At 67.4% G+C, this 23,626-nt stretch carries 15 protein-coding genes; 12 read left to right on the top strand and 3 right to left on the bottom strand.

Going from position 1 to position 23,626, the window contains the following annotated elements:
• The first annotated feature begins 82 nt into the window (after positions 1-82).
• The gene (locus BN2156_RS07020) at positions 83-1,117 is read left to right on the top strand and encodes a ferrochelatase (RefSeq protein WP_090511759.1); all 1,035 of its coding nucleotides are present in this window, start codon (positions 83-85) and stop codon (positions 1,115-1,117) included.
• Between the two features lie 29 nt (positions 1,118-1,146).
• Here the strand turns inward: BN2156_RS07020 and BN2156_RS07015 are convergent, their stop codons facing one another.
• Positions 1,147-2,004, bottom strand: a complete 858-nt coding sequence (locus BN2156_RS07015; protein WP_090511757.1) for an Rv1486c family protein — start codon at positions 2,002-2,004, stop codon at positions 1,147-1,149.
• A gap of 57 nt (positions 2,005-2,061) precedes the next feature.
• Between BN2156_RS07015 and BN2156_RS07010 the strand changes: the two genes are divergently transcribed.
• Together BN2156_RS07010 and BN2156_RS07005 are read left to right on the top strand one after the other, a co-directional pair.
• On the top strand, positions 2,062-2,496 hold the full coding sequence (locus BN2156_RS07010) for an NfeD family protein (protein WP_090511755.1): 435 nt from the start codon (positions 2,062-2,064) through the stop codon (positions 2,494-2,496).
• Between the two features lie 39 nt (positions 2,497-2,535).
• Positions 2,536-3,735 (top strand): SPFH domain-containing protein, encoded by a 1,200-nt coding sequence (locus BN2156_RS07005; protein WP_090511753.1) that lies wholly within the window; start codon positions 2,536-2,538, stop codon positions 3,733-3,735.
• Positions 3,736-3,747: 12 nt separating this feature from the next.
• On the opposite strand, the gene BN2156_RS07000 is transcribed toward BN2156_RS07005, so the two are convergent.
• Entirely contained in the window at positions 3,748-4,224 is a 477-nt protein-coding gene (locus BN2156_RS07000) for a nitroreductase family deazaflavin-dependent oxidoreductase (protein ID WP_090511751.1), read from the bottom strand.
• Positions 4,225-4,246: 22 nt separating this feature from the next.
• On the bottom strand, positions 4,247-5,014 hold the full coding sequence (locus BN2156_RS06995; protein WP_090511749.1) for a TVP38/TMEM64 family protein: 768 nt from the start codon (positions 5,012-5,014) through the stop codon (positions 4,247-4,249).
• Positions 5,015-5,152: 138 nt separating this feature from the next.
• Between BN2156_RS06995 and mutA the strand changes: the two genes are divergently transcribed.
• The 9 genes from mutA to BN2156_RS06950 all read left to right on the top strand — a co-directional run bounded on the left by mutA (position 5,153) and on the right by BN2156_RS06950 (position 23,614).
• Positions 5,153-7,042 carry a methylmalonyl-CoA mutase small subunit gene (mutA, locus tag BN2156_RS06990; protein ID WP_162839208.1) on the top strand — a complete coding sequence of 630 codons (1,890 nt, stop codon included), beginning with the start codon at positions 5,153-5,155 and terminating at the stop codon, positions 7,040-7,042.
• 1 nt (position 7,043) lies between these two features.
• Positions 7,044-9,308: a methylmalonyl-CoA mutase gene (gene scpA, locus BN2156_RS06985; protein ID WP_090511747.1), complete on the top strand. Its 2,265-nt coding sequence runs from the start codon at positions 7,044-7,046 to the stop codon at positions 9,306-9,308.
• Positions 9,309-9,351: 43 nt separating this feature from the next.
• The gene (gene meaB, locus BN2156_RS06980; protein WP_090511744.1) at positions 9,352-10,323 is read left to right on the top strand and encodes a methylmalonyl Co-A mutase-associated GTPase MeaB; all 972 of its coding nucleotides are present in this window, start codon (positions 9,352-9,354) and stop codon (positions 10,321-10,323) included.
• A gap of 66 nt (positions 10,324-10,389) precedes the next feature.
• A complete protein-coding gene (locus BN2156_RS06975; protein ID WP_090511741.1) occupies positions 10,390-10,731 on the top strand; it encodes a DUF4333 domain-containing protein in 342 nt (113 codons plus the stop codon).
• Positions 10,732-10,806: 75 nt separating this feature from the next.
• The gene (gene lipL, locus BN2156_RS06970) at positions 10,807-12,072 is read left to right on the top strand and encodes an esterase/beta-lactamase LipL (protein ID WP_090511739.1); all 1,266 of its coding nucleotides are present in this window, start codon (positions 10,807-10,809) and stop codon (positions 12,070-12,072) included.
• 969 nt (positions 12,073-13,041) lie between these two features.
• A complete protein-coding gene (pks2, locus tag BN2156_RS06965) occupies positions 13,042-19,326 on the top strand; it encodes a sulfolipid-1 biosynthesis phthioceranic/hydroxyphthioceranic acid synthase (RefSeq protein ID WP_090511736.1) in 6,285 nt (2,094 codons plus the stop codon).
• Between the two features lie 52 nt (positions 19,327-19,378).
• A complete protein-coding gene (locus BN2156_RS06960) occupies positions 19,379-20,827 on the top strand; it encodes a condensation domain-containing protein (protein ID WP_162490749.1) in 1,449 nt (482 codons plus the stop codon).
• Positions 20,828-20,855: 28 nt separating this feature from the next.
• A complete protein-coding gene (locus BN2156_RS06955; RefSeq protein ID WP_090511731.1) occupies positions 20,856-22,217 on the top strand; it encodes a wax ester/triacylglycerol synthase domain-containing protein in 1,362 nt (453 codons plus the stop codon).
• 5 nt (positions 22,218-22,222) lie between these two features.
• Positions 22,223-23,614: a WS/DGAT/MGAT family O-acyltransferase gene (locus BN2156_RS06950; RefSeq protein ID WP_090515601.1), complete on the top strand. Its 1,392-nt coding sequence runs from the start codon at positions 22,223-22,225 to the stop codon at positions 23,612-23,614.
• Positions 23,615-23,626: the final 12 nt, after the last annotated feature.

Genomic DNA, 23,626 nt, shown 5'->3' with positions numbered 1-23,626 from the left:
TTCGCCGAAACCGCATTCCAGCAGGTGTGCCCGCGCACGATTCCTGCTGGAATGCGGTTTCGCCGTATAGAGAGGCGAGAAGATGGCGGTCGATGAAGCCGGCTTCGACGCGGTTCTGCTGCTGTCCTTCGGGGGGCCGGAGGCGCCCGAGCAGGTGATGCCGTTCCTGGAGAACGTGACCCGGGGGCGCGGCATCCCGGCCGAGCGGTTGGCCGACGTCGCCGAGCATTACCTGCATTTCGGCGGGGTATCGCCGATCAACGGCATCAACCGGGCCCTGATCGAGCAGTTGCGGGTGCAGCTGCCCGACCTTCCGGTGTACTTCGGAAACCGGAACTGGGCACCGTACGTCGAGGACACGGTTGCGCAGATGCGCGACAACGGGATTCGGCGGGCTGCGGTGTTCACCACATCGGCCTGGGGCGGCTATTCCAGCTGCACGCAGTACGTCGAGGACATCGCCCGTGCCCGCGCCGCGGTGGGTGACGACGCGCCGGAGCTGGTCAAACTGCGGCAGTACTTCGACCATCCGTTGCTGGTGGAGATGTTCGCCGAGGCGATCGCCGAAGCGGCCGCCACCCTGCCTGCCGAACTGCGCGACGAGGCCCGGTTGGTGTTCACCGCGCACTCGATTCCGATCGCTGCCGATGAGCGGCACGGTCCGAGGCTCTACAGTCGGCAGGTCGGCTACGCGACACGGCTCGTGGCCGCCGCCGCGGGCTATGCCGATTTCGACCAGGTGTGGCAGTCGCGGTCGGGCCCGCCCCGGATCCCGTGGCTGGAGCCCGACATCGCCGATCATCTGACGGCCTTGGGGCAGAAGGGGACCCGGGCGGTCATCGTCTGCCCGATCGGCTTCGTCGCCGACCACATCGAGGTGGTGTGGGATCTCGATTACGAGTTGCGGCAGCAGGCCGAGCAGGCCGGTATCGCCTTCGCGCGGGCCAGTACCCCGAATGCCGATGAGCGTTTCGCCCGGTTGGCCGCCGGGCTGATCGAGGAGTTGCGCACCGGTGCGCAGCCGCTGCGGGTGGTCGGTCCGGAGCCGGCCCCCGGCTACGGATTCAGCATCAACGGTGCGCCGTGCTCACCGGGCTGCTGTGGCACGCCGTCCTAGCCGGTGAACCGTTCGGGTCTGGTGAAAAGCTAGTCCCGCCAAGCAGATTGCAGGATCGCCTCGAGGGCGGCCAGTCGGGCCGAGCGCACCACCTGGGCCAGCGGCCGCATGGCGTCGCCGGCGATCTGTACCTCTGAGGAACTCTGTAGGCCGATCGGCATCAGGCCCGAGCTCACCGTGATGATCGCCTCCACGTGCGCGGCGTTCTCCAGCACCCGCACCGCCCGGGTCGGGGCGTGGTCGGGGATCGGGTGCATCCGGCCGGCTTCGAGGATGTCTTCCACCATGCCGCGGGGGTCGTCGATGTCGACACCGACACCGGCCCGCAGCGCGACCAGGGTGTCGGCTGCCGAGCGCACCGCCGACCGCAACTCGTACTCGGCCGCACCGAGGTCGTGGTGTTGCGGCGGTGGCAGGACGGGCAGCGAGTACACCGTCCACGACAGCGCCCGCGGTTCGGGTTCGAACGTGGATTCGGTTTCCACGTCATCGAATTCGAAGTACTCGAACTCGGGCACCAGTCCGACGCCGTCCAACTCGTCGTGGGTCACCAGCACGGCTTCGCCGACCGTGAGCGCATCCCGCTGGAACTGCGAGCCGGCGGGCAATCCGCGGACGTCGCCGGGGACCGGCAGGGCCACCCTGATCGAGGGCCTGGTACCGGACCTGCCGACGGCGGTGCGCAGGGTCTGAAGCAAGGACACCGAGCCGGAGTCCTCCAACTCCGGCCAGGGCAGGCCGGTGCGGACCGCGGCCTGCGAGTCATACGCGGTCACAGAATGCATTGGAGCCCACTGGGATAACGCGTCGAGGACGTCGTCAGGCGCGGCCGCGCCGGCAAGCCAGGCGTTGGCCCACATCGAAAGCGTTGCACTTGGACACCACATGATCCTGGCAGTGTAATTGTCGGCCGCCGATCGGGCCTGATTCGCTAGGGTGAGCGCATGCCGCTACCGCTGATCTGGCTCATCCTGGCGCTGGGACTCGCCGGGGCGGAGGCCCTGACCGGCGACATGTTCCTGCTCATGCTGGCCGGTGGTGCCCTGGCCGCGAGCGGATCGAGTTGGCTGTTCGACCTGCCGCTGTGGGCGGACGGCGTGGTGTTCCTCGTGGTGTCGGTGCTTTTGCTGGTGCTGGTCCGGCCCGCGCTGCGGCGCCGGTTCGAGGCCGGGCGAGGGCTTCCCGAGCCCGTCAAGGCGTTGGAGGGTAAGTCCGCGCTGGTGCTGGACCGGGTGGCTCAGCACGAGGGTCAGGTCAAGCTCGACGGAGAAGTCTGGACGGCGCGGCCCCTCAACGACCACGATGTATACGAACCGGGTGATCATGTGACCGTGGTGAGGATCGACGGCGCCACCGCGGTGGTCTTCAAAACGATGTAGTGCCTCTTCGAGTCGACGTAGTACCAGGGAGGATTCACCATGGAAGGTGCCGTAGCCGGGCTGGTCTTGCTGCTTGTGCTGGTGGTTTTCGCGATCATCGTCGTGGCCAAATCGGTTGCGCTCATTCCCCAGGCCGAGGCCGCGGTGATCGAGCGTCTCGGCCGGTACAGCCGCACGGTCAGCGGTCAGCTGACGTTGCTGGTGCCGTTCATCGACCGGATCCGTGCGCGGGTGGACCTGCGCGAGCGGGTGGTGTCGTTCCCGCCGCAACCGGTGATCACCGAGGACAACCTGACCCTCAACATCGACACCGTGGTCTATTTCCAGGTCACCAACCCGCAAGCGGCGGTGTACCAGATCAGCAACTACATCGTCGGTGTGGAGCAGCTGACCACCACCACGCTGCGCAACGTCGTCGGTGGCATGACGCTGGAGCAGACGCTGACCTCACGCGACTCGATCAACGCTCAGTTGCGGGGCGTGCTGGACGAGGCGACCGGTCGCTGGGGGCTGCGGGTGGCACGGGTCGAATTGCGCAGCATCGACCCGCCGCCCTCCATCCAGGAGTCGATGGAAAAGCAGATGAAGGCCGACCGCGACAAGCGCGCGATGATCCTGACCGCAGAGGGCGTGCGGGAGTCGTCGATCAAACAGGCCGAAGGCCAGAAGCAGTCGCAGATCCTGGCGGCCGAGGGGGCCAAGCAGGCCGCGATCCTGGCCGCCGAGGCCGACCGGCAGTCGCGGATGTTGCGGGCTCAGGGTGAGCGGGCGGCTCAGTACCTGCAGGCGCAGGGGCAGGCCAAGGCCATCGAGAAGACCTTCGCCGCGATCAAGGCCGGGCGGCCCACCCCGGAAATGCTGGCGTACCAGTACCTGCAGACGCTGCCTCAGATGGCCAAGGGGGAGGCGAACAAGGTCTGGCTGGTGCCCAGCGACTTCGGTTCGGCGTTGCAGGGCTTCACCAAGCTGCTCGGCGCGCCCGGCGAGGACGGGGTGTTCCGGTACACGCCGTCGCCGGTCGACGAGGATCTGCCCAAGCCCGAGGACGACAGCGACGAGGTCGCCGAATGGTTCTCCACCGAGACCGATCCGGCGATCGCCCAGGCCGTGGCCAAGGCCGAGGCCGAGGCGCGCGCCACGACGCCGCCGCTGAACGCCGGGCCGCAACAGGCGTCGTTGCCGAACCCGCCGCAGCCTCCGCCCACCGAACTCGAGGGAGGCGCGCACCGGGCGCAATAGGGCCGGCGGGCGTCAGCGTTGCGGCTGTAACCGGATCTCGACCATCGGCAGCGGGGCGCCGGTGTCGGTGATCGGTTGGCCGAGCGTGTCTTCGAGGACGAGCTTGAACTGCTGCCAGGTGGCGGGGTGGCGCTGCCGGTAGTCGGTCAGAACCCGGTCGGTGCGGTCCTGGTCGATGACGTGGGCCACGCCGGCCACCGGCCGGTGGCTGCCGAGCCACACCCGAACCTGGGGATTGACCGAGATATTGCGGAACCACTGGGCTTTCGCGCCGAAACCGGAGGCGACGATGACGGCGTCGGGACTGGGGCGGTCGACGACTTCGAGCACCACGTAGCGGCGTTCACCGGAGGTGCGGCCGATGTGCTCGAGCATCATCATTCTGGTGCCGAGCAGCGCCCCGGCCCGGATCCGGTAGAGCCAGATCGGGGCTCGTACGAGACCGCGGTTGCGCAGGAGGCGGGCACCGAAGCCGGACAGTGCGCTCATGTGGTGTCTCCTCCTGCTCCGTTCAGGGCTCGGTGAGCGTGCGTGAAATGCCCACCGATTGCGGTGTGTCGGCCTGCAGACGCGCACGCTCGCGGTGGTGGTCGCGGCGGTGGAGACGTACCTCGTAGATCAGCCCGGCCACGCCGAGCGCGGCGGTGCCCAGCGACACCAGGATCAGCGCCGGGCTGATGTTGCCGGTCAGCGCATCGCCCAGGATGACGACCGCCGCCGTGCCGGGGAACAGCCCGACCAGCGTCGCCAACGTGTAGGGGACCACCCGCACCGCCGAGGCGCCCGCGGCGTAGTTCAGCACCGAGAACGGCACCGCCGGGATCAACCGCATCGACAGCACCACCGGCCAGCCCCGCCGCCGAAGCCGGGTGTCCAGCGAGTCGACCCGAGGATGTGGGACCAGACGATTGAGCTGCCAGCCGGCCGCGCGGATCAGGAACAGCGCGAGCACGGCACTGACCGCACTGGCGACCACCGCGATCGCTATGCCCAGTACCGGACCGAACAACAGACCTGCGGCCAGCGTGAAGGCGGTGCGCGGGAACGGGAAGACCGTCACCACGATGTGGGCGCCGAGGAACGCGAGGGGGAACCATGGGCCCACCGAGGTGGCCCAGTCCCGCATCTGCATGGCTGTCGGCAACGGAACCAGTACGGCAACTGCGACAAGAATCACAATGCCCGTCAGCAGGCCCACGATCCGCCGAGGTGGCAACTGGGAAGCCGTCGCGATCACCGCGGCGCGTACCACGCGCAGGGTTCTGACGACGGGTTTCACGTTTTACAACAGTACGTCCCGGCGGCGGGGAACACCGCTGGGTGTAACCGCGAGTCCGCCCACCAGCGGTCAGCGCCGTGATGGCGATCATTTAGCCTGAGGGTCAAGTGGGTAGGTCACACGCTGCGATAACAGGAGATGCGGGTGTCGTTACAGGGGACTAGTGCGGTCGAGTCGGACCGTCAGCAGTGGCGGACGGCGGTCGCCGGTGTGCTGGCCAAGAGCAGTCGGCGAGATGTTGCCGATCTGCCCGCCGAGCCGGAGCGCCTGCTGGATTCGCAGACCTACGAGGGTTTCGCCATCCGGCCGCTCTACACGAGCCTGGACGCCCGTCCGGAATCCACCCTGCCGGGGCAGTGGCCATTCGTGCGCGGCGGCGACGCCCTTCGTGACGTGAAGTCCGGCTGGAAGGTCGTCGAGAGCTTCCCAGCCGTCGCAGGCACCGCCGTGGGCACGGTCAACGGCGCGGTACTGGTGGCCTTGACCGAGGGCGCCAGCGCGCTGGCCCTGCGGGTCGGCGGCGAGGACGGTATTTCGCTGGGTGAGCTGGACCGTCTGTTGGACGGTGTGTTCCTGGACCTGGTGCCGGTGATCCTGGAAAGCGCCGGAACCGACCTGACCGCCATCGCCGATGCGGTGCTGCCCCTGCTGAAAGACCTTGACGACGACCAGCGCTCGCGGCTGTCGATCGATCTGGGCGCCGATCCGCTGACCGCGCCGCTGTCCGGGCAGCCCGCCGTCGGCGGAGCCGACAATTCAGCCACGGCCGATGACTCGGACTTACTCGCCGCCGTCGCCAAGCTCACCGGCCATGCCGGCGGAGTTCGCGCGATCACCGTCGACGGACCGGCATTCCACAACCGCGGCGCCAGCGCGGCCTGGGAGGTCGCAGGTTCGATCGCCGCGGCGGTCGCCTACCTGCGCATCCTCAATGACGGCGGCGTGGCCACATCGGATGCGTTGCGGCAGATCAGCTTCCGCTACGCCGCTGATGACGATCAGTTCATGACGATCGCCAAGCTGCGCGTCGCGCGTCAGCTGTGGGCCCGGGTCGCCGAGGTGGTCGGGGCGCCCGAGGCTGGAGCCGCCCGGATCCACGCCGTGACCTCCCTGCCGATGATGACCCAGCGTGATCCCTGGGTGAACATGCTGCGCACCACGTTGGCGGCTTTCTCGGCGGGCGTCGGGGGCGCCGACACCGTCCAGGTGCTGCCTTTCGACGCAGCCATTCCGGACGGCCTGGAGGGGACGTCGACGAGCTTCGCGCGCCGCATCGCCCGCAACACCCAGTTGTTGCTGCTGGAGGAGTCGCACATCGGTCAGGTGCTCGACCCGGCCGGTGGGTCGTGGTTCGTCGAGGACCTCACCGCCCAACTCGCCGAACAGGCCTGGGCGCACTTCCAGGACATCGAGGCGCGCGGTGGATTCGTCGGGGCACGCGATCACATCGCCGCCCAGATCGATGAGGTCGCGACGCGCCGCCGTGACGACATCGCACACCGTCGCACCGCGATCACCGGTGTCAACGAGTTCCCGAACCTCGATGAAAAGCCGCTCCCGCAGGGAACTTCGCCGTCGTCGATCGCTCGGTACGCGGCCGGTTTCGAGGCGCTGCGCGACCGCTCGGACGCGTACCTCGCGGCCAACGGCGCCCGGCCCAAGGTCCTGCTGCTGCCGCTGGGCCCGTTGGCCGAGCACAACATCCGCACCACCTTCGCCTCGAACCTGTTGGCTTCCGGCGGGATCGAGGCGATCAACCCCGGGACCGTGGACGCGGCCGGGATCGCCGCAGCGGTGGCCGATGCCGGCGCTCCGGCGGTGGCGGTGCTGTGCGGGACCGATGCCCGTTACGGCACGGAGGCTTCCGGCGCGGTGGCGGCGGCGCGTGCCGCCGGTGTTGGTCAGGTGCTCCTGGCCGGACCGGAAAAGGCCGTCGCCGAAGCCGATTCGAAACCCGACGGGTACCTGACCGCCAAGATCGATGCGGTCGAAGCATTGTCGAACCTCCTCACCGGACTGGGGGCCTGAGATGACTGCCACAACAGGATCAGAGATCCGTAGTTTCGCCGACGTACCGCTGCGCGGGGACAGCCCGGCCCAGCCGGTGACCCCGGAAGCGGTGGCCGGGCAGGTCGAGGCCGCCGCCGCCGCGCACGGCTATACGGCTGACCAGCTGACCTGGACCACGCCGGAGGGCATCGACGTCAAGCCGGTGTACATCGCTGCCGACCGGGACGCGGTGGCCGAAGCCGGCTACCCGCTCGACAGCTTCCCCGGCGCGCCGCCTTTCGTGCGTGGGCCTTACCCGACGATGTACGTCAATCAGCCGTGGACCATCCGCCAGTACGCCGGGTTCTCCACCGCCGCCGAATCCAACGCCTTCTACCGGCGCAACCTGGCGGCCGGCCAGAAGGGCCTGTCGGTGGCCTTCGACCTGGCCACCCACCGCGGGTACGACTCGGATCACCCGCGCGTCCAGGGTGACGTCGGAATGGCCGGCGTGGCAATCGATTCCATCCTCGACATGCGCCAGCTGTTCGACGGCATCGACCTGTCGACCGTGTCGGTGTCGATGACGATGAACGGCGCGGTGCTGCCGATCCTGGCGCTGTACGTCGTCGCCGCAGAGGAACAGGGTGTGCCCCCGGAGAAGCTCGCCGGGACCATCCAGAACGACATCCTCAAAGAGTTCATGGTCCGCAACACCTACATCTATCCGCCCAAGCCGTCGATGCGGATCATCTCGGATATCTTCGCCTACACCAGCGCCAAGATGCCGAAGTTCAACTCGATCTCGATCTCCGGCTATCACATCCAAGAGGCCGGGGCCACAGCCGATCTGGAGCTCGCCTACACGCTGGCCGACGGTGTCGAGTACATCAAGGCCGGCCTGGACGCCGGGCTGGACATCGACAAGTTCGCACCCCGCCTGTCCTTCTTCTGGGGCATCGGGATGAACTTCTTCATGGAGGTCGCCAAGCTGCGGGCCGGCCGCCTGCTGTGGAGCGAACTGGTGGCCCAGTTCGATCCCAAGAGCGACAAATCGCTGTCCTTGCGGACCCACTCGCAAACTTCGGGTTGGTCGCTGACCGCGCAGGACGTGTTCAACAACGTGGCCCGCACCTGTATCGAGGCGATGGCGGCCACCCAGGGCCACACCCAGTCGCTGCACACCAACGCGCTCGATGAGGCGCTCGCGCTGCCCACCGACTTCTCGGCGCGCATCGCCCGCAACACCCAGCTCCTGCTGCAGCAGGAGTCGGGCACCACGCGGCCGATCGATCCGTGGGGCGGTTCGTACTACGTCGAGTGGCTGACCCACCAGCTGGCCGACCGAGCCCGTGCGCACATCAGGGAGGTCGCCGAACACGGCGGCATGGCGCAGGCGATCAGCGACGGCATCCCCAAGCTGCGCATCGAAGAGGCGGCCGCGCGGACCCAGGCGCGCATCGATTCCGGTGCCCAGCCGCTGATCGGCGTGAACAAGTACCAGGTCGACGAGGACCAGGAGATCGAGGTCCTCAAGGTCGAGAACAGCCGCGTGCGGGCAGAGCAGCTGGCCAAGCTGCAGCAACTGCGGGCCGACCGCGACGAGTCGGCGACGCAAGCCGCATTGGCCGAGCTGACTCGCGCCGCCGAGGCCACCGGCTCCGCGGGCGAGGACGGGCTGGGCAACAACCTGTTGGCCCTGGCCATCAACGCCGCGCGCGCCAAGGCCACCCTCGGCGAGATCTCTGACGCGCTGGAGAAGGTCTACGGGCGGCATCAGGCCGAGATCCGTACGATTTCGGGCGTCTACCGCGACGAAATAGGGGGAGCTGGAAAGGTCGGCGGAATGTCTACCGCGACGGAGCTGGTGAACAAGTTCGCCGAAGCCGACGGCCGTCGGCCACGCATCCTGGTGGCCAAGATGGGCCAGGACGGGCACGACCGTGGGCAGAAGGTGATCGCGACGGCATTCGCCGACATCGGCTTCGACGTCGACGTGGGCTCGCTGTTCTCCACCCCGGAGGAGGTGGCCCGTCAGGCCGCCGACAACGACGTGCATGTGGTCGGGGTGTCCTCGCTGGCCGCGGGGCATCTCACCCTGGTGCCGGCGCTGCGTGACGCGCTGGCCGAGGTGGGTCGCCCCGACATCATGATCGTCGTCGGCGGGGTCATCCCGCCCGGGGATTTCGACGAGCTGTACGAGGCCGGCGCGAACGCGATCTTCCCGCCGGGCACCGTGATCGCCGATGCCGCCATCGGCCTGCTGCAGAAGCTGGCAGACCGGCTCGGTTACCAGCTGAGCTAGGGGTGGCTGTCATCCGGAGGGCAGGAGCGGAGCGACCCGGGATATGAGTTCAGTTCCCGAACTGGCGGCCGCCATTCGCCGCGGCGACCGCGCCGCGCTGGCACGAGCCATCACGATGGTCGAGTCCACCCGGGCCGACCATCGCGATCGGGCTCAGCAGTTGCTGCTGGAGCTCATGCCAGATGCCGGCAAAGCCCAGCACGTCGGAATCACCGGGGTGCCGGGTGTCGGCAAGTCGACGACTATCGAAGCCCTGGGCATGTACCTCATCGAGGCCGGCCACCGGGTTGCGGTGCTGGCGGTGGACCCGTCGTCGACCCGGACCGGCGGATCGATCCTGGGCGACAAGACCCGGATGGCCCAACTGGCGGTCCATCCGGATGCCTATATCCGGCCGTCGCCGACGTCGGGAACGCTCGGCGGGGTGGCCAAGGCCACCCGCGAGACCATCGTGTTGCTGGAGGCGGCGGGTTACGACGTCATCCTGGTCGAGACGGTGGGGGTGGGGCAGTCCGAGGTCACGGTGTCGAACATGGTCGACACCTTCGTCTTCCTCACCCTGGCCCGGACCGGTGACCAGTTGCAGGGCATCAAGAAGGGTGTGCTGGAACTGGCCGACGTCATCGTGGTCAACAAGGCCGACGGTGAGCACGCGATCGAGGCCAAGGCGGCGGCCCGCGAATTGACCGGCGCCATCCGTCTCATCTACCCGCGCGAAACGCTATGGCGCCCACCGGTTCTCACGATGAGCGCGATCGAGGGTCACGGACTTGCCGAGTTGTGGGGCACAGTGCTCAAACATCGCGAGGTGCTCACCGAGGCGGGGGAGTTCGAGGCCCGGCGCCGCGCGCAGCAGGTGGACTGGACCTGGTCGATGGTGCGGGACACTGTGCTGGACCGGGTGATGTCGCATCCGGGCGTGCGCAGCATCCGCGACGAGGTGGAGCGCCGGGTGCGCGAGGGCGAACTGACACCGGCGCTGGCTGCCCAGGAAATTCTCGACGCGGCCGACTGACGCCGACCTTGCCGCACTTAGGCTGTTCGCAGCGACACGGAAGCGAAAGGCTGGGCTGACCCGGAGATGAGGGACGTGAAGGTGAAACTGCGTGTGCTCGTGGCCGCGGTGATGCTCGGCGGTGCGGTGTTGACCGGATGCGGTGGCGGAGGGTCGGCCGGTTCGCCGCCCACGGTGGCCAAGGCCAAGCTGCAGACGCTGGCGAAGGAGAAGCTGGAGGCCGCAGCCAAGCGCAAAGCCAAGTCGGTGACCTGCGAAAATGGCATTCCTGGCAGGGTCGGGGCGACCCAGCATTGTGTGCTGACGGCCAAGGACGGCACCAAGTACGGCGTCACGGCGACGGTCAAGGCTGTCGAGTCCGACAACGTCAATATCGACTTCAAGGTGGACGACAAGCCGACCCCGTGACGTTGGCGGCCGAACCCGGCTAACAGGTCGGTAACGCTGGTGGAATTTGCCGGGGGTCCAGGTAAATTCAAGTGTGTGACCGATCACAACGGGAGGCGCGACGAGGCGCTCCCACACGGCGTCCAAGGCGCGGCGGACAGGAACTTCTCCTGTACGGTCCGCGGGTTCTCGAAGCTGTTCCCAGGCCGGAAGTACGGCGGTGGAGCGCTGGTGGTTCTCCAGGACGGAGAGCCGGTCGTCGACGTCTGGACGGGCTACTCGGATCGCGCAGGGACGCAATATTGGACGGCCGATACGGCCGCGATGGTGTTCTCGGCGACGAAGGGCATGGCCTCGACGGTCATCCATCGTCTCGTCGACCGTGGCCTGCTCGAATACGACGCCCCGGTGAGCGCCTATTGGCCTGAATTCGGGGCCAACGGCAAATCCGCAATCACGGTGCGTCAGGTGATGGCCCACGAGGCGGGGCTCTCTCAGCTCAATGGCGTCAGCAAAGCCGATCTGCTGGATCACCTGGTGATGGAGAGCCGGGTCGCCGAGGCGTCGGTGAACTCACTCCTGTTCGGCAAGCCGGCGTATCACGCGTTGACGTACGGCTGGTTGTTGTCGGGTCTGGCTCGCGCGGTGACCGGACAGGGCATGCGTGAATTGTTCCGGGTGGAGCTGGCCGAACCGTTGGGAACTGATGGTCTGCACCTGGGACGTCCACCGGTGGACGCGCCCACGCGGGTCGCCCAGATTCTGGGGCCGCAACGCAGCTGGCCCAACCACGTGTTCGACTTCGTGGCGCCGCGGGTCGCCGCGTTGAACTTCTCGGGCGCTTTCGGCTCCATGTACTTCCCCGGCGTGATGTCGCTGGTTCAGGGACAGACCCCGTTCCTGGACTCCGAGGCACCTGCGGTCAATGGTGTTGCGACGGCCCGCGGCCTGGCCAGAATGTACGGCGCCATCGCCAATCGAGGGCGCATCAAGGGCGTGGAATACCTGTCCGAGCGCACCGTGGCCGGGCTGACCGGCCCATCGGGCATTCGCCCGGACCGAAATCTGGGGGTGCCACTCGGCTTCCATCTCGGGTATCACTCGGTTCCGTTCGGGGTCATGCCTGGGTTCGGTCACGTCGGCCTCGGTGGGTCGGTTGGCTGGGCGGACCCGGCCAGCGGGCTGGCGATCGGATTCGTCCACAACCGGTTGTTGACCCCCATGGTGTTGGACATGGCTGCCTTCGTCGGTCTGAACGCATTGATTCGTAAGGATGTGGCTCGCGCCCGGGAGCGCGGCTACGTCGCTGTGCCCGATCTCGGTGCGTCGCCACACGGCGTACCGAAGCCCGCCGCGGGGTAGTTCACCAACTGTCGAACCGAGCCGACCTGACGGATGCCGTCAGGTCGGCTTTCTTCGTTGCGGTGGGGCCGTCCGGGCCGAAGGACCGGCCTGCAAGCGTTCTAGCTGCAGTGATATACATCACATCATGTCCCATTATTGGGTCACTATTCCTGGAGTTGCAGCGCATCTCCGCCGTTAACCCTGGTCGGTTTGCTTCCGGCGGGCGTTGTGGGTCTCCTCACGTGATCGTGCGGCCGTGGCCTGAATCTCAGCTCGTGGCGACATGGCGACCTGCGTGGGGGTGGTCCTGCCATCCGGAGTTGCGCCGTAGGCCGTGTCGATCGTGATCTCCGCTGGTCATTACGTTGCGATGTCAACAACAACCATTAGCTGATGCGTCTTTCGGGTACACATTCGTACCATTATCTGACCGTGGCGGACCGGAACGTGAATTCTGTTCAAGTACGGATTCGGTAGTTTGCGTGCCGGTTGCCAGCTAACGATTTCTCGGCAACCTATGAATTAACTGTGGGACTGATTCTGAACACCGTTTTCCAACTATGGACAACCTGGGGAAAGCGATCGACGGCGCCGATATGGCGTTTGGATTAGTTAGCGGAATAATTAGTACCACCGACGCGTGCTGCGAGCGTGTTGTGCCGAATATGTTGAGAGACAACATCATTGGGACGTTTTTCGCCATTTGGGGCGGCGCGGCTCGGCCTCGCTGGCCAATTTGGCGGACCCTGCCATTTTTCAATAACATGACCGGCGCAGCGAACATGGGAGCATTTTTGCGATCACATGTTTCCAACATCTAGCCTGGCCCAGGCGCTAGGCTACGGAACTTCGTTGGCAACGACTCGAGCCGGATATGCGGATTCGGTACCGTGCGTCGATGACGACGTGGCACACATTCTTTTCCACAGTCTTAGTACGTTGATCGGAGCTTTGCTCATCGATCACATCGAGAGAGGTTGAGCCGACTTGGCCGAGACTCCAGTAACCCCTATTGCCGTCATCGGCATGGGCTGCCGGCTCCCGGGCCAGATCGAATCGCCTGAACAGCTGTGGGCTGCGCTTTTGCAGGGCGACGACCTCGTCACCGAGGTGCCGGCCGACCGATGGGACGCACAGGAGTTCTACGACCCGGAACCCGGCGTGCCCGGCCGTTCCGTGTCGAAGTGGGGCGCATTCCTCGACGACGTGGCCGGTTTCGATGCCGGGTTCTTCGGTATCAGCGAGCGCGAGGCCACTGCGATCGACCCGCAGCACCGCCTGCTCCTGGAAACCGCCTGGGAAGCCATCGAACATGCCGGCATCGACCCGGCGACGCTGTCCGGTTCGCTGACGGGTGTGTTCATGGGTCTGACCCATGGCGATTACCAACTGCTGGCCGCCGACGCCCACTCGATCGAGGGGCCCTACGGGTTCACCGGCAACAACTTCAGCCTGGCCTCCGGCCGGATCGCCTACCACCTGGGCGCGCACGGGCCCGCCTACTCGGTGGACTCGGCCTGCTCATCGGGTCTGCTGGCCGTGCACAACGCCTGCCGCAGCCTGCATGACGGCGAAAGCGACGTGGCTCTGGCCGGTGGTGTCTGCATCGTGCTCGAGCCCCGCAAGCTGGCATCGGGTTCGGCGCAGGGCATGTTGTCGCCGACCGGGCATTGCCATGCGTTCGACGCGGCGGCCGACGGATTCGTGGCCGGCGAGGCGTCCGCGGTCGTGATGCTCAAGCGGTTGACCGATGCCGAACGCGACGGCGATCGCGTGCTGGCCGTCATCCGCGGTACCGCAGCGAATCAGGACGGGCGCACGGTCAACATCGCCACCCCGTCGCGCGATGCCCAGGAGGCCGTGTACCGGTCGGCGCTGGCCGCAGCTTCGGTCGACCCGGCCACCGTCGGCCTGGTGGAGGCGCACGGCACCGGTACTCCGGTCGGTGACCCGATCGAGTTCGCAAGCCTGGCGTCGGTGTACGGCACGGCCGCACCGTGTGCGCTCGGCTCGTCCAAGACCAACTTCGGCCACAGTCAATCGGCCTCGGGTGCGGTCGGCCTGATGAAGGCCGTACTTGCGTTGCAGCACGGCGTCGTCCCGCCCAACCTGCACTTCACCCGCCTGCCTGACGAGATGGCGCGCATCGACACCGACCTGTTCGTCCCGAAGGAAACGGTCGACTGGCCGGTCACCGGGCAACACCCCCGTCGGGCCGCGGTGTCGTCCTACGGGTTGTCCGGTACCAACGTGCACGCCGTACTGGAGCAGGCGCCGGCCGCCGACGGGGACGCAGAGCCTCGGGGCGGCGCCGGTTCCTCACTGTTCGCACTCTCGGCCACGTCTGCCGAGGCGCTTCGGGAGACCGCGGGACGGCTGGCTGACTGGCTGGCCGACCGGGCCGACGTCGACTTGACCGATCTGGCCTACACGCTGTCGCGTAGGAGGGCGCACCGGCCGGTGCGCACCGCGGTGCTCGCCGACGACCGGGTCAGCCTCATCGCGGGACTGCGCGAGATCGCCGGCGGCGAGGTGCCCTACGAGCCCGCGGTGGCGCAGGACGATCGCGGCCCGGTCTGGGTGTTCTCCGGCCAGGGATCCCAGTGGGCCGGAATGGGAGCCGGGCTGCTGGCGTCCGAACCGGCGTTCGCCGCTGCCGTCGCCGAGATCGAACCACTCATCGAGCGCGAGTCCGGGTTCTCCGTGACCGAGGCGATGACGGCAACCGACGTGGTGACCGGTATCGACCGGGTGCAGCCCACGGTGTTCGCCGTCCAGATCGCGCTGGCGGCGACGCTGCGCGCCCACGGTGCCGAACCCGGTGCCGTGATCGGACACTCGATGGGCGAGGTTGCCGCCGCGGTCGTGTCAGGGGTGCTGTCGCTCGACGACGGCGTGAAGGTGATCTGCCGGCGCTCGCGGCTGATGGCGACCCTCGCCGGTGCCGGTGCGATGGCGTCGGTCGAGCTGCCGGCCCAGCAGGTGCTGTCGGAGTTGGCCGCCCGCGGCATCAACGACGTGGTGCTCGCGGTGGTGGCATCGCCCAACTCGACGGTCGTCGGTGGCGCGAAGGAATCGATCCGCGCGCTGATCGCCGAGTGGGAGGGCCGCGACATCATGGCCCGCGAGGTCGCGGTCGACGTGGCGTCCCACACTCCCCAGGTCGACCCGATCCTGGACGAGCTCGCCGATGAGCTTGCCGACCTCGACCCGGCTGAGCCCACCATTCCGTACTACTCGGCCACCCTGTACGACCCCCGTGATCTGGCCGACTGGGATGCCGATTACTGGGTGGACAACCTGCGGCACACCGTCCGGTTCGCCGCGGCTGTACAGGCTGCGCTGGAGGACGGGTTCCGGGTGTTCACCGAGCTCGCGCCGCATCCGCTGCTGACCCACGCCGTGGATCAGACCGCCCGCACGCTCGACATCCCGCACGTGGCCCTGGCCACGCTGCGCCGCGAACAGATTCTCCCCGGCGGCCTGCTCGGCGCGGTGGCCGACCTGCACAGTGCCGGCGCACAGGTCGACTTCGGGGTGTTGTGCCCGCAGGGCCGGCTCGTCGACGCGCCATTGCCCACTTGGAACCGGCAGCAGTTGATGCTCGTCCGTGATCCCAACGAGCTGGCCCCCGGTGGCGCCGTCCTCGCGGTCCATCCGCTGCTCGGAGCGCACGTGCGGCTGGCCGAAGAACCCGAACGCCATGTGTGGCAGGCCGATGTCGGCACGGACACGCAGCCGTGGCTCGGTGATCATCAGGTGCACAACGTCGCGGCCTTGCCGGGCGCGGTGTACTGCGAGATGGCACTGGCGGCCGGACGGGCCGTATTCGGTGACGCGGCAGAACTGCGCGACATCACGTTCGATCAGATGCTGCTGCTCGAGGAGCAGAGTCTGGTGTCGGCGTCGGCGACCGTAACGGGGGCCGCGTCCGCCGATTTCGCGGTGGAAACGCTGCATGAGGGCGAGCGTGTCCGGCGCGCCGGCGCTCGGGTGCAGCGCAGTGACGACGCCGCAGTGCCGCCGGCCTATGACATCGCCGCACTGTTCGACACCCACCCGCAGCGGGTGGAGGGTGCCGAGATGCGGGCCGGCTTCACCGAGCGTGGGATCCAATACGGCCCCGCCTTCTCCGGCCTGGTTGCCGCGTATGTCGGTGCGCCGGACGGGGAGTCCGTCGACACGGTGCTCGCCGAGGTCGCGTTGCCCGGCTCGATCCGTTCGCAACAGGGCATGTACGGCATCCATCCGGCGCTGCTCGATGCCTGCTTCCAGGCTGTCGGCGCGCATCCACATCTGCGCGGTGACCTGACCGGTGCGCTGATGCTGCCGCTGGGGGTGCGACACCTTCGGGCCTACGGGTCGACCCGCAATGTCCAGTACTGCCTGGCGCGGTTCGCCGAGATCACGCCGACGGGAGTGGCCGTCGACATCGACCTGCTCGACGAGCAGGGAACCGCCCTGCTGAGTATCGGCGGATTGCGTTTGGGCACAGGCGTTTCGGCCAGTGGGCAGCGTGAGCGCACGCTCAACGAACGACTGCTGGCGATCGAGTGGCGACAGCAGGAATTGCCGGAAGCGGACTTCCGCGACCCGGGCCGCTGGCTGCTGATCAGCACGTCCGACGCCGCCGATCTCCTGGCGACCAGGCTGGCCGACACGTTGAAGGCACACGAGGTCGATGTCACGACCATGGCTTGGCCGCAGCGGTCTGATCACGCCGCACGCGCCGAGCGGCTGCGCGAGCACCTTGCCGCACGGCCGTTCAGCGACGTCCTGGTGGTGACCGCGCCGCGCAACGGCATCACCGACGAACAGTCGGGCAGCCGCGGCGGCGACAATGTGCGGCACCTGGTGCACATCGCGCGCGAACTGCCCGAGGTCCACGGCGAACCGCCGAGGTTGCACGTGTTGACCCGCAACGCCCAGACGGTGCTGGCAGAGGACTCCGCCAACCTGGAGGAAGCGGGACTGCGCGGTCTCATCCGGGTGATCGGCATGGAGCATCCGCGGCTGCGGGCCAGTCAGATCGACGTCGACGACTACACCGACGCGGCGCGGATCGTGGCTCAACTGCTGGTTGGCTCCGACGAGGACGAAACCGCCTGGCGAGGTGGCAATTGGTATGTGGCACGGCTGATCCCGGGCCCGCTGCAGCCGGAGGAACGACGGACCACCGTGGTCAACCCGGCCCGCGAGGGCATGCGGTTGCAGATCCGGACCCCTGGTGACATCCAGTCGCTGGAACTCGCTGCCTTCGAACGCGTGGCCCCGGGGCCCGGGCAGATCGAGGTATCGGTCACCGCGTCGAACCTGAACTTCGCTGATGTGCTGGTGGCTTTCGGGCGGTACCCCAGCTTCGAAGGGCGGCTGCCGAAACTCGGCGCCGACTTCGCCGGTGTGGTCACCGCGGTGGGCGCCGGTGTGGTCACCCACCAGGTCGGTGACCAAGTGGGTGGCATCTCGGCCGATGGTGCCTGGTCGACGTTCGTCACATGCGATGCCAACATGGCCGTGACGCTGCCCCCGGGGGTGCCGATGGACCGGGCCGCGGCGGTGCCCAGTGCACATGCCACCGCCTGGTACGGCCTACACGATCTGGCCCGGATCTCGGCCGGCGACAAGGTACTGATCCATTCCGCCACCGGCGGTGTGGGGCAGGCCGCGATCGCCATCGCGCGTGCGGTAGGAGCCGAGATCTTCGCGACCGCGGGCAGTGAAGCGCGACGGAATGTGCTGCGCGACATGGGAATCGAGCATGTCTACGACTCGCGTAGCACCGATTTCGCCGACGAGATCCGCCGGGACACCGACGGTTACGGCGTGGACATCGTGCTGAACTCGCTCACCGGCGCGGCCCAGCGGGCCGGACTGGAACTGCTGTCCTTCGGCGGACGGTTTGTCGAGATCGGCAAGCGTGACATCTACGGCGACACCCGGATGGGGCTCTTCCCGTTCCGCCGCAACCTGTCGTTCTATGCCGTCGACCTGGCCTTGCTGGCGTTGACCGAACCCGATACCGTCCGGCGCCTGCTGGAGGTCTGCTACGGCCGCATCGCCGACGGAACGCTGCCGCTGCCGCAGACGACCCATTACCCCCTGCAGGACGGTGCCACCGCGATTCGCGTGATGGGAGCGGCCGAGCACACCGGCAAGCTGGTGCTCGACATCCCAGAAGGCGGCCAGATCCCGGCGGTGGTCCCGCCGGAAGAGGCACCCGCCTTCCGGTCGGACGGTGCCTATGTCGTCACGGGCGGCCTGGGCGGTCTCGGATTGTTCCTCGCCGAGACGCTCGCGACGGCCGGCTGTGGCCGGATCGTGCTCAACGGTCGATCCGCGCCGTCCACGGCTGCCCTGGCCGTCATCGACCGGATACGCAGTGCCGGGACCGAAGTCGCCGTCGAACTGGGCGACATCGCCGATCCCGAAACCGCCGTCCGGCTCGTGGAAGTGGCGTGCGCGACGGGGCTGCCGTTGCGTGGCGTGCTGCACGGGGCGGCCGTGGTCGAAGACGCCGTACTGGCCAACATCACCGATGATCTGGTCGAACGAGACTGGGCGCCAAAGGTTTACGGTGCCTGGAACCTGCACCGGGCCACCCTCGGCCAGTCATTGGACTGGTTCTGCTCGTTCTCCTCGGCAGCGGCTCTGGTCGGCTCGCCGGGGCAGGGCGCGTACGCCGCGGCCAACAGTTGGCTGGATGCATTCACCCATTGGCGGCGCAGCCAGGGGCTGCCCGCACTGGCGATCGGATGGGGACCCTGGTCGGAGATCGGTCGTGGCACCGGTCTGGCCGAGGGTTCCGGTGCGGCGATCTCGCCAGAAGAAGGGGCTTACGCGTTCACGACGTTGCTGCGCCACAACCGGGCATACAGCGGATACGCTCCGGTGCTCGGGACGCCGTGGCTCACCGCGTTCGCGCAGACGAGCCGGTTCGCCGAGGCGTTCGCATCCTCGGCGGGCGCACGCGGTGGCGCGGGTGGTAGCGCTTTCCTGTCCGAGCTGCGCGCCCTTCCGCCGGCCGAGTGGCAGACCCGGATGCGCAAGATGATCGCCGAGCAGATCAGCACGATCCTGCGCCGGTCCGTGGACCCGGACCGCCCGCTGGCCGAATACGGTCTCGACTCGCTCGGGACCCTGGAGGTCCGCACGCGGATCGAGGCCGAGACAGGTATTCGGGTCGGCGCGACCGACATCAGCACCATCAGGGTTCTCGCCGAACGCCTCTGCGACGCACTGGCTCCGGATTCGCCCGTGTCGGTTCCGTCGTGAGGATGGGGAGCGCGACGCCGTCCAGCGTGGTCATCAAGACAGGAGATGCTCAGTGGTTGCGATGAAACCCATTCACGATTGGTCGGGGGATCCCGGCGAAGTGGTGTCGTGGAGTCCATCGCAGGCATCGGTGGCCAAGGTTTCTGAAGCTCCGGTCAGTGATGTGCCGGTGAGCTATCAGCAGGAGCAGCACCTACTGGCGTTCCGCAAGCACGTGTCTCAGGGCACCGACATGGCCAGGCTCAACATCCCGGCCTGGGATGTCCCGGGCCGCTGCGATATCCGTGCGATGTCGCACGTGATCAACGCGTACCTGCGCCGGCACGACACCTTCCACAGCTGGTTCGAGTACGTCGACGACGGTTCGATTCGTCGGCGCACCGTGAGCAACCCCCGCGATATCAAGTTCGTGCCCACCAAGCACGGTGAGATGTCGGCCGACCAATGGCGTGAGCACATTCTCGCCACGCCCGGCCCGTGGCAGTGGGATTGCTTCCGATTCGGAATCATCCAGCGGGACAGCCATTTCACCATGTACATCAGCGTCGACCATGTCCACACCGATGCGATGTTCATGGGTCTGGCCTTCGTCGAGATCCACATGATGTACCAGGCACTGGTCCACGGGGCCGCACCGCTGCAACTGCCCGACGCCGGCAGCTACGACCGGTACTGCCGCGAGCAACGCAAGTACACCGCCGAGCTCGATGCGAACTCGCCGGAAGTGCGGAACTGGATGACGTTCCTGAAGGCCAACGACGGAACCCTGCCGCGGTTCCCGTTCCCGCTGGGGGATCCGTCGCTGCCCCACACGGGTGATGTCATCACCGTCCAACTGCTCGACAAGGAGCAGGGTGACCGGTTCGAGCAGGCGTGCATCGCCGCCGGCGCGCGGTTCAGTGGTGGTGTATTCGCTTGCGGCGCACTGGCGCAGTATGCGCTGACCGGTGAGGACACCTACCGGGTCATCACACCGACCACGACGCGGCGCAGCGAGGACGAATTCATGACCACCGGTTGGTTCACCGGTCTGGTGCCGATCACGGTCGAGGTGCCCACGCCGTCGTTCAGCGCCGCGGCACGGGTTGCCCAGCAGTCGTTCGACGGCGGCATGGATTTGGCACACGTCCCGTTCGAGCGAGTGTTGGAGTTGGCGGGCCCGGACAGCGGCATCCGCACCCCGGATCCCGGTGTGCCGATGCTGTCGTACCTGGATGCCGGTCTGCTCTCACCGGGCGTCATCGCGGAATGGCAGCGACTCAACGGCACGCTCTACAGCGATTCCCGGTCGGCCTTCCAGGTCGGCATGTGGGTGAACCGGGTCGAAGACCGCACGACGGTCACCGCCGCCTTCCCCAGCAACCCGGTGGCGCGGGAATCGGTGCTGCGCTACCTGGAAGTCATGAAGGCTGCCTACCTGCGTGTGGTGGATGGGCACGACGTGGTGGTTACCGCGGGCGAGGTCGGCGGTGGAGCGGCCCTCGGTCTGAAAACGGCTTGAACACAGACATGTTGGAGGTTGCTGGGGGATGACGGACACCATCACGCGATCAGAGGATCGGCTGTCGTTCACGGATCAGGCGATGTTTCTCGGCCTGCGTGCCACGGGTCAAGAAGCCGTCATGCAATGTGTGTGGATCTACGAACGGCCGATCGACTACGACGGAGTCCGGCGGTTCTTCGAGGGCATCGGCCATGGTGTTTTCGGCAGACGAATCGAGCGCTCACCGCTGCCGTTCGGTCGGCACAGGTGGGTCTCGGCACCTGGGCCCCAGGCTGAACTCGACATCGCCGAGCCCCGGACCCGCGCCGAACTCGGCGGCTGGGTGGACGAGCGGGCGGCGATGCCGCTGGATCCCGAGCACGGCCCCGGCTGGCACATGGGCGTGCTGCCCATGACCGACGGTTCGACCGCGATCTGCCTGGTGGGCTCGCACTGTCTGGGCGATGGCGGCGGCGGCATCCTGACGATCCTGGATGCGGTGTACGGCAACAAGACTGATTTCGACCATCCCGCCCCGTCGTCGCGGACCCGGTGGCGGGCGATCCGATCGGATCTGGGTGAAACGCTGCGCGGCACCCCCGAGGTGGCTCGCACCGTGGTGGCCGCGGCCAAATTGGCCCGGCGGCGGCGCGGTGACATCTCGCGTTCGGGTGCGGCCCGGCCGCGTGAGGTGGCCGGCGCCGACGAGCGCGTCTACATGCCGGCCGTCACCGCCTACATCAACGCCGAGGATTGGCTTCTTCGTGCGAAAACTCTTGGTGGAAACAGTTATTCGCTGGTTGCCGGCGTGGCGGCCAGGCTTGCCGAGGCAATGGGGCGGGTGCGCGAAGAGGACGGCGCGGTCACCCTGAACATTCCGCAGAATGACCGCACCCTGGGCGCGGTCGACATGCGGGCCAACGCCGTGCGACTCGTCAATGTGTCCATCGACCCGGAGCGGGTGACCACCGATCTCTCCGACGCCCGTGCCGCGATCAAAGCCGGCCTGGCCACCGCGCGCGACGTCCCCGACGAGACCCTGCAGTTGCTGCCGCTGACACCGTTCATCCCGAAACGGGTGGTGCGCAAGATGGCTGACATGGTGTTCGGATTCGCCGCCGACCTGCCGGTGTCGTGCTCGAACATGGGTGAGGTCCCGGCAGCGGTGGCCATGGCCGACGGTACCGAGGCCGATTACCTCTACTTCCGGGGGATCGACCGGTACGCCACCCGGGGGGCCCTCGAACAGCGCCGTGGGTTGCTCACGGTGGTCGCCTGCCAGGTCGACGCCAAGGTTTCACTCAGCGTCGTCGCCTATCAGCCGGGTTCGGAGAATTCCACGCCGTGGCTGCATGAGCTGGTGGCCAAGACGCTGGCGGACTTCGACCTCAGCGGCGTGATCGAGTAGCGATGATGTCCCGATCCCTCTCTCTGTCAAAGCGATTCAGCTCGCCCGCCGACCGTCCGGACAACCGGTTGTCGCTGTGGGACGAGGCCGCGGTGCGCACCATGCGTGCCACGGGCCGCGTGCAGGTCATGCAGTGCACGTGGGTGTACGACCATCCGATCGACTTCGACGGGCTCCGGCGCTTCCATCAGACTTTCGGCGGGGGTCTGTTCGGCCGTCGTATCGAGCGTTCGCCCTTGCCTTTCGGCCGGTACCGCTGGGTGTCCGCGCTCGGACCCCAGGCACCACTGGATGTCGACGAGCCGCGGTCCCGAGCCGAGATCGGCGACTGGCTCGACGAGCGTGCACAGCTGCCGATCGATCCCGAACACGGGCCGGGGTGGCACATGGGTGTGCTGCCGGTGACCGACGGCTCGACCGCGGTCACCGTGGTGGTCTCGCACTGCCTCGGTGACGGGGTGGGGGGAGTGATGGTGGTCGCCGATGCGATCGCCGGCCGGCAATCCGATCTCGGCTATCCGCCGCCGAAGTCGCGCAGCAGGCTGCGTGCGATCGTGCGCGACGCCCGCCAGACCGTTTCGGACATTCCCGAGGTGGCCCGCACGGCCGCCGTCGCGGTGAGGCTCCTGCGCAAGCCGAACCCCGATGCCGCCGCGGGTGCGGCCGTCAAACCGGTCCGCGTGGTGCCCGACGGTGACACGACCATGGTGCTGCCCGCGATCTCGGTGTTCGTCGATCTTGCGGACTGGAATGCGCGTGCGGAAGCGGTTGGCGGGAACAGCTATTCGATGCTCGCGAGTTTCGCAGCCAAGCTCGGTGAGCGGATGGGGCGCTGCGGGCCCGATGGCGACGTCACGCTGCTGATCGCGGTCAACGATCGCACGGACGGCGACACCCGCGCCAACGCGATGTCCCTGGCGACCGCGCGGGTGGACCCGATGACGGTGACCACCGATCAGTCGGGTGCCCGTGGCGTCATCCGTGAGGCGTTCAAAACGCTGCGCGACGAGCCCGACGAGACCCTTCAACTCCTACCGCTGACCCCGCTGGTGCCCAAGGGATTCCTGAAGAAGGTTGCCGACGGCTTCATCGGAAACGGCGACCTCCCGGTGTCCTGCTCGAATCTCGGTGACCTTGTGTCGGACGTGACTCGGGTGGACGGCACGGAAGCCGAATACATCGTGTTCCGAGGTGTCGACCAGGGAACCACCCGTCAGGAACTGGAGGATGCCGACGGTCAGCTGGTGCTGGTGTCCTCCCGCGTCGGCGGCAAGGTCTCCATTGGGATCACCGGATATCAAGCGGGCGAACAGAATTCGAAGGCCAGGTTGGCCGAGTTGACGGCTAAAACCCTGGCCGAGTTCGATCTCACCGGCGAGATTGACTGGAACGGCTGAGAAAGGCTGAAT

Source organism: Mycolicibacterium neworleansense, from assembly GCF_001245615.1.
Taxonomy (GTDB): domain Bacteria; phylum Actinomycetota; class Actinomycetes; order Mycobacteriales; family Mycobacteriaceae; genus Mycobacterium; species Mycobacterium neworleansense.
This window is presented reverse-complemented; position numbering and strand designations above follow the sequence as displayed.